The organism is Ningiella ruwaisensis (genome assembly GCF_004798935.1).
Taxonomy (GTDB): domain Bacteria; phylum Pseudomonadota; class Gammaproteobacteria; order Enterobacterales; family Alteromonadaceae; genus Glaciecola; species Glaciecola ruwaisensis.
This window is the reverse complement of the sequence record NZ_RAHT01000016.1, coordinates 1-6,824: the sequence shown is the minus strand read 5'-3', so window position 1 is coordinate 6,824 and position 6,824 is coordinate 1. Positions and strand designations below refer to the sequence as shown.

Sequence of the window (6,824 nt, the reverse complement as noted above, 5' to 3'; positions counted from 1 at the left end):
ATGTAACTTGGCAAGGATCGGCGGTTGAATAAAAAGGTTGTAGGCAAGTATGTTGCAATTTGTGGTGTTGTGCTTCTTTTAGCTCTGCCTTGGGGAGTCGCAAACACTTTTTATGAATTTTACAATTTGTTCCAAGAGATCAGTCTGACGGGAACTGGCGATCCGAAATTGATGGCTGGGGGCTTGTCTTCTGCTCTGGTATCGACAGTACTTGGTTTAGTATTATGCTTACCTGGCCTAGTTTTTTTACTGGTTGCAATTACTGCCTTAAGTTACAGGCCAAATTGGTTATTCTGGGTAACTTTAATAAGTTCGATATTGCTGTTATTTATGCTCCCAATTGGCACAATTCTGGGGCTTGTTGGACTTATAATAATATTTTTCAAAAGGAAGAGTTTTGGCTCAGTGGTTAACGTTACATAACAAAGACCTAAAGTCAGTCGCTGGCGCTCCTTCGGACATTTTGCATTTGCTAAAACCTGCATTTCACTTCGTTCAATTATCGCAGGTTTTAGCAAATACAAACTGCCGCTTAGGTCGGCGTTAGTTGTCGAAAAAATTATGGAGACAGTTTTGAATTACATAAAAGGATCTATTCCCATTGTAGCAATTTTATTTGTTACGGCATGTGCTTCCAGCGATATTGTCAAGATTGGCGATACGTTTAAAGTGTTCAAGGAGGGAGGTACTCCGGTACTTGGGCAAGAATATAGATTAAGTAGACTCAAAGCCGAGGCTCTCAAGGAAGCTCAGGAAAAATGTAGCGAAAATAATGCAAGTTTAGTAATTCAAGACGAGATCGAGACTGAAATGACAATAGGCGTGTTCGCAAGATACGAGCTAACTTTTAGATGCGAGCGATTAGATAACAATAATTAGTAGTTGGATTTTAGTCTTTTTGAGTATTGTGGAGTGACAACTAACAAAGCCATCAAGCCAGTCACTGTCGTTCCTTCGGATGCGCAATCATTCATGCAATTTGCATTTAGCTGCGCTAAATTATCGCAAATTCCATGAATGATTACGCACCGCTTATGGCGGTGTTATACGACACGGGCATTGAAAATGAAATCTGATAGGAATTCAAAGACCGGTATTCTGAATTTAAGTACAGTGGAAGAGTTTGAGCTTTTATGACACGCTTTTAGCGTCTGCGATGCCGCAGAAAACGCAGTTTGCTGTCGGACACCTCAGCCGCTAAAAGTGAGGCATCAAACATCGTCGGCAGCCCGTGTGGCATAGGATTAACATGTATATAGCGTCAGATAACGGTTTATGAATCTCGTAACAGTTGAGTTTCGTTTCTCGTCTTCGTATAACAAGCCAATAATGAGGACAAAATACCTTCGGTATTTCGCCTCATATTTAAAGTGTTGGGCGGCGGGCGACGCGACGCGCGCTTCAGTGACAGCGACTCGGGAGACGGAGATGATTCAGTGAGCAAACTAAAAGCCTTCGTTCGCAGACCGGATGAGGGGCGCCTCTACGCGATGGGTCGAATGTCCGCGAATTTTATTGCCGATGGGTCGGAGACAGGTTCACGGCTATCGGTCTCTGAGTGGTGGCTGGAGCCCAATACGTTAGCTCCACACGTTCCCAATCCGCACTCGCATCCCGAGGACCACTTGTTCTATGTGATCGAAGGTGAAGTGAGCGTCCAACTTGAAGGCACTTGGCACTCTGCGGAGGCAGGAACGTACATCTACATCCCAGGCGGGACAGAGCACACTTTCGAGAATCGCACCGCCTCGAGATCGGCGTTCTTGAGCATCAACAATCCTGGGGGCTTCGAGAACGCGATGCCGGGAATAGTTGACTGGTTCAAGCAGAACGCGGGGTCTTGATCGTTCTACGGCCATGCATGAACGTCCTTGCTGGAGTCGCTGCTGGTTCCTTCACCGGAGCCCAGGAGCGAATCCCGGTGCTAGCAAAGCCGCCGCCCAACAATTGGTTTCAGCGGACGGCGCTTCGCGCCGCCGCTGAACCACGACGTTATCCATAAAGGGGAAGTTGTTGAGTAAAAAGGAATTCGTAGTGATCGCAATATTTCTGTGTTTGTTTTCATTTTTATTGTTACTTGGTTACGTTGGTTATTTGGGTGACTATTTTTATGATAATTTTGGATTTGCAATTTCTATGGTTTGTATCCCAATCATTATCGTTCAAATTCCTACGGGTATATTCCTAATATCAACTGGCAAGCAAATATACGGTCTGCAAAGATACCTATTGTTTATAATTCCAAGCTCATTTATGTTATTAGTAGTGGCTTCTATTTACATGATGCTTCAGGATGGAGGTTTTTAGTGCAATTTATGGATAACAAAAACTTGAAGCGGACAAAAATAAAGAGCAATTTTCGCCGCTTAAGTTGGTGTTAGCCATCACTGGAGAAAGGATGAAACTACGTTCAGTTAATATATTTGTTTTCGTACTTGCTGCATTTTTAAGTGGTTGTTCGGCTACAGGCGAAAAGTTTTCTGAAGCAACATTGGTAAATCAAGAATCAGCTACCGTTTATTTTATGAGACAGAACAAGTTTCTGGGAGCGGCTGGTTGCAGAGATGTATTAATAGACAATGAAAAAGTTGGCTGTATAAAAAATGCTGGTTTTTTAAAAATCGAAATTCTACCCGGGAAAAGGTTTATTAGCCTACCTAAAGTTACAGAAAATGATTGGGCGAACGAAACATCTGTCGAAATAGAAGCACAATCCGGGCAGATTTATTTTTTGGAATGGACTCATGAGTTAGAAGACTTTTACGTAATTCCTGCTGGAGCTGTGGTTATCACTGGTGGCGAAACCAAAGCCTCAATAATAAGGCACAAAAAGGAGTCCGCCTTGCCAATCCTAGATCAATTACGCGATTCTGCGTCGTGATGGCTAACAAGACACTAATGCCGGTCACTAACGCTCCTTCGGACACCCAATTTGTTTAGCAATTTGCATTACGCTTCGCTACATTATTGCAAATTGCTAAACAAATCGTGCGCCGCATAGTTTGGCGTTAGGTTTCTGGGGTCATGGCAATTGTCTATTTACCATTTATCTTAATTTTTATTCTGGTGCTAACTGCAGTAATCTATGTCCCGATAGCTTTTTGGCTTAAAGCAAAGCAAAAATTCAACTTTGCTAACTCTGTTTCAATAACAGCATTGGTTGTTTTTATCTTTTCTTACTCGTTCCATATATGGAGCATTTCTGGATATACGTATCTTAATTCCGGTGGATATCAGAAAGTAAGCGATGGTGTTGTTACGGTCCCGGGTTATATAAGCACGATTGGTATAGCCTTTTTCTATTCCGTTGTGGGAGCAATATTTTCGGCTTTTATTTATTTTGTATTGAGGAAGATTTCAGCTAAGGAAGATGAATGAAACCTAACAAAACACTGAAGCCAGTCGCTGTCGCTCCTTCGGACAGGTTGTATTGGTTAAAAACTGCATTTTATTGCGTTCAATTATCGCAGGTTTTAACCAATACAACCCGCCGCTTAGTTCGGTGTTAGCTGCTCAGAATTAGAATGAAAGGATATACTCTTCGGCCAAAATCAGGCTGGCAACATGATGAATTAAATCTTGCTGTCTCCCATGCAATTTATTCAGCCTTTGAACCACTTATTAGTGATAAAAATAATGTAATGCACTATTTAAATTTTGTATCAGGCCAAGGAGAGTTTGAGGATGAAAATGGAAACGTTGTCTCTATGGTATTTGATGTTCCAGAAGAAGACGAAGCCGAGATCGAATATCTTAATTATGTTATCTGTATATTGAAGTGTAATGACTGTTTTATGTTTAAAACTATGCAGGAAATTGAAAAGAGATTTCAGCTGCAAAGGTTTTATGAACAATGCAGCTAACAAGAATTTCAACGGAGATGACCAACTCATGTCATGCCACTTGCTTTCGCAACCGCCACGCCATACCCTGCTAACTCTTTAGTCAAGCGTTACGTGCACAGTTAACAATATTGACACTATTATAATGTGGTATTTTATTTCATCTTTCCTAATTTTTCTCATCTCTGCCAATGTTTCTCTCAATCAATTAAAAAAAACGGATTCGGCTTGGTATGATCATATCGGCGGTCATGTTCCTATATTCTTCACACTTCATAGCAAGACTCCAGAATGTTTGGGTTATTTTTTAATAGCCGGTTATTTGCGATATTGGAGTGTTTACAGTATTAGCGCGAGATGTTTTTCAGTTCTTGCAACATCTTCATTGTGGTTTATGTGGATATCGGTTATTTACCAGCTGATTAAGATGATATGAAAGCACGTAACAAGGGACTATGGTGTCAATAGACATTTTTAGACCGTTGGTGCGTCCCACATTGTTCCGTCTCTAAGCATCGAATTCAGTATCACCACCATCTTTCTCACACAGGCGATGATGGCCACTTTTTTAGGTTTTCCAGCGTCTATTAGCCGCTGATACATTTCTTTGAAGACGCTGTTTGATTGCATGGCTGACATCATTGCCATGAACAAAACGGTCCTGACTTGGTGCCTTCCACCCTTAATCTGTTGCTTTCCTTTGTAGCGGCCACTTTCGTTGTTTATTGGTGCAACGCCGACCAATGCGCTGGCCTGTTTGTTTGTCAGATATCCCAGTTCGGGTAGCTGACTGATGATTGATGCAGCCGCAATCTTACCAATGCCATTCATGCTTTGAAGCAGGATGTTTTTGGCTTGGTATTCAGGGCTTGATTCAATGAGTGTTAGTATTTTCTTTTCTATTTTATCTATCTGGTTTTTGAGCGCAGTCAATATAGGCGTAATCGTAGAGGCCAGAGCCTTTGGAAGATTCTTCAGCCGGTTTTTCTCCATGGTTTGCATGCGCAGGAGCTGATTGCGTCGCGTGACTAAATCACTCATGGTCTGTACGGTGTGGGGTTTAAGGGTCGACAGCTTTGGTTTTATAGCATCAGCATAATGCGCGATGAGCTTGGCATCGAGCTTATCTGTTTTGGCACGTTGCCCAATAGCCCCTGCAAACTTCTTAACCTGACGGGGATTGGCAATGACAAAGGGCAGCTTTGCTTTTGCACACGCGCTTACAAACGCCATTTCCAAACGACCAGTCGCTTCCACTACCACACGTTGAGGCTTGTATTTTTTGATGCTGGAAACTGCTTCTTTAATTCCTTTTTCATCGTTGGTGACTGTGAAATAAATGTCTAAAGGCCGAACGTAAATATCGAGATGCGTTTTGCCAGTATCGACACCAATATTGATGTTTTGACCTGTTGAATTATTCATAATAAGCTAACTCCTGTTTGCTAAATGCGGGTTCGAGACCCAGTGGACTATTCGAGTATTCTGCTTGGAGTCTTTTGTAGCGTTCATTCTTGTTATCGGTCTCTCAACTGAGGAGCCATCACTCAATCGAACTACTACAAAAGAAGGCTTTAGTTGCCGCTAAAGCCTGGGTCTCACTTTACCTAAACTTATTCAAAAGAAGGAATATTGTGGAAAGGAATTATCCATACAAGCCATTCAACAGAGATTATCAGCTCATGTCATGTCGCTTGCATTCGCAACCGCCATGCCATAATCTAATAACTCGTTAATGGAGCGTTATGTGCCAAGGAAGCTAAACAGGCGATGTTAAGATTTCACGATTATCATCTTCAAAAATACGAAGTTACTGACCATGGCAAAACTGTAAAGTTATATTTGGGTTTTGGTTACCCCGGTAAAGAAACTGATTTATCTGAAATCACCTTCGCAGAAGTAGCTGTATATCATTTTGAGCATACGGCATATTCGATCATCACCGATATTGAAAACGTACCAATTCGTTCTATCGTCGAAGAAGAAAAGGATAATATCCAAAATTGGAATCGATATTATGGCGTTGACATATGGAAAGATGATTTTGAAGCTACAGTAAATTATCTTGAAAGTAATAATTACAGCGCCTGGTATATCGAGTCAGCCATCGGTTTCGGTGGGTTTGTTGTAGCTAAATCGGTTAGTGGCACATAACAAACCGCTGTAGACGCAAGCGGAGCTTGCTGGGACAAAAACACGTGGGCCGTCCTCGCTTCGCTCGATATTATAGCCCACATGTTTTTGCCCCTAAGCGGGGTGTTATACGACACGGGCATTGAAAATGAAATCTGATAGGAATTCAAAGACCGGTATTCTGAATTTAAGTACAGTGGAAGAGTTTGAGCTTTTATGACACGCTTTTAGCGTCTGCGATGCCGCAGAAAACGCAGTTTGCTGTCGGACACCTCAGCCGCTAAAAGTGAGGCATCAAACATCGTCGGCAGCCCGTGTGGCATAGGATTAACATGTATATAGCGTCAGATAACGGTTTATGAATCTCGTAACAGTTGAGTTTCGTTTCTCGTCTTCGTATAACAAGCCAATAATGAGGACAAAATACCTTCGGTATTTCGCCTCATATTTAAAGTGTTATATTTCAGGGAAGTTATGAGGAAGATTCATAAATATATCAGTATTTTTTCAGTTTCTTGTGGAATATTCATTGCAGGCGCTTTTGTTGGCCACGTTTCCACCAATTTTGATTTGCTTTGTAGTTCAGCGAGTCCTCACGTTTTGCCAGTAGATATGGTATCTGAGAACGGTATAGTTTTCCCAAAAGGGACAATTGTTCCCGTTAAAACATGCGCGTATATGCAAAGGTTTGATTGGGAGTTTGCAATTGATAACTCAGTTAAACTAAAAAGTGTTGAGGTTGTTGCAGACGACAAATATGGCTTTTCTCAACTTGAGGTGGTTCAATGAAATATAACAAACGCTTCAAGCGGATAAAAATAAAGAGCGATTTTTACCGCTTAAGCGGGT

Annotated in this window: 8 protein-coding genes and 1 pseudogene; 8 read left to right on the top strand and 1 reads right to left on the bottom strand. The window is 41.7% G+C overall.

The window, feature by feature from the left end:
- Window positions 1–24: 24 nt before the first annotated feature.
- The 6 genes and pseudogenes from D6V41_RS18495 to D6V41_RS17930 all read left to right on the top strand — a co-directional run.
- A pseudogene (locus tag D6V41_RS18495) lies at window positions 25–234 on the top strand (MotA/TolQ/ExbB proton channel family protein); the annotation flags it as partial.
- A 339-nt stretch (window positions 235–573) separates the two neighbouring features.
- Window positions 574–879, top strand: a complete 306-nt coding sequence (locus D6V41_RS17950; RefSeq protein WP_136252934.1) for a hypothetical protein — start codon at window positions 574–576, stop codon at window positions 877–879.
- A gap of 611 nt (window positions 880–1,490) precedes the next feature.
- A complete protein-coding gene (locus D6V41_RS18565) occupies window positions 1,491–1,844 on the top strand; it encodes a cupin domain-containing protein (protein ID WP_136252936.1) in 354 nt (117 codons plus the stop codon).
- A gap of 554 nt (window positions 1,845–2,398) precedes the next feature.
- On the top strand, window positions 2,399–2,881 hold the full coding sequence (locus D6V41_RS17940; protein WP_136252933.1) for a DUF2846 domain-containing protein: 483 nt from the start codon (window positions 2,399–2,401) through the stop codon (window positions 2,879–2,881).
- Window positions 2,882–3,024: 143 nt separating this feature from the next.
- Entirely contained in the window at window positions 3,025–3,378 is a 354-nt protein-coding gene (locus D6V41_RS17935) for a hypothetical protein (RefSeq protein ID WP_136252932.1), read from the top strand.
- A gap of 146 nt (window positions 3,379–3,524) precedes the next feature.
- Window positions 3,525–3,863 carry a hypothetical protein gene (locus D6V41_RS17930; protein ID WP_136252931.1) on the top strand — a complete coding sequence of 113 codons (339 nt, stop codon included), beginning with the start codon at window positions 3,525–3,527 and terminating at the stop codon, window positions 3,861–3,863.
- Between the two features lie 453 nt (window positions 3,864–4,316).
- Here the strand turns inward: D6V41_RS17930 and D6V41_RS17925 are convergent, their stop codons facing one another.
- Window positions 4,317–5,267 carry an IS110 family RNA-guided transposase gene (locus tag D6V41_RS17925; protein ID WP_136252930.1) on the bottom strand — a complete coding sequence of 317 codons (951 nt, stop codon included), beginning with the start codon at window positions 5,265–5,267 and terminating at the stop codon, window positions 4,317–4,319.
- A gap of 345 nt (window positions 5,268–5,612) precedes the next feature.
- Between D6V41_RS17925 and D6V41_RS17920 the strand changes: the two genes are divergently transcribed.
- Both D6V41_RS17920 and D6V41_RS17915 read left to right on the top strand, forming a co-directional pair.
- Window positions 5,613–5,996 carry a hypothetical protein gene (locus D6V41_RS17920; RefSeq protein ID WP_136252929.1) on the top strand — a complete coding sequence of 128 codons (384 nt, stop codon included), beginning with the start codon at window positions 5,613–5,615 and terminating at the stop codon, window positions 5,994–5,996.
- A 453-nt stretch (window positions 5,997–6,449) separates the two neighbouring features.
- Window positions 6,450–6,764: a hypothetical protein gene (locus tag D6V41_RS17915; RefSeq protein ID WP_136252928.1), complete on the top strand. Its 315-nt coding sequence runs from the start codon at window positions 6,450–6,452 to the stop codon at window positions 6,762–6,764.
- Window positions 6,765–6,824: the final 60 nt, after the last annotated feature.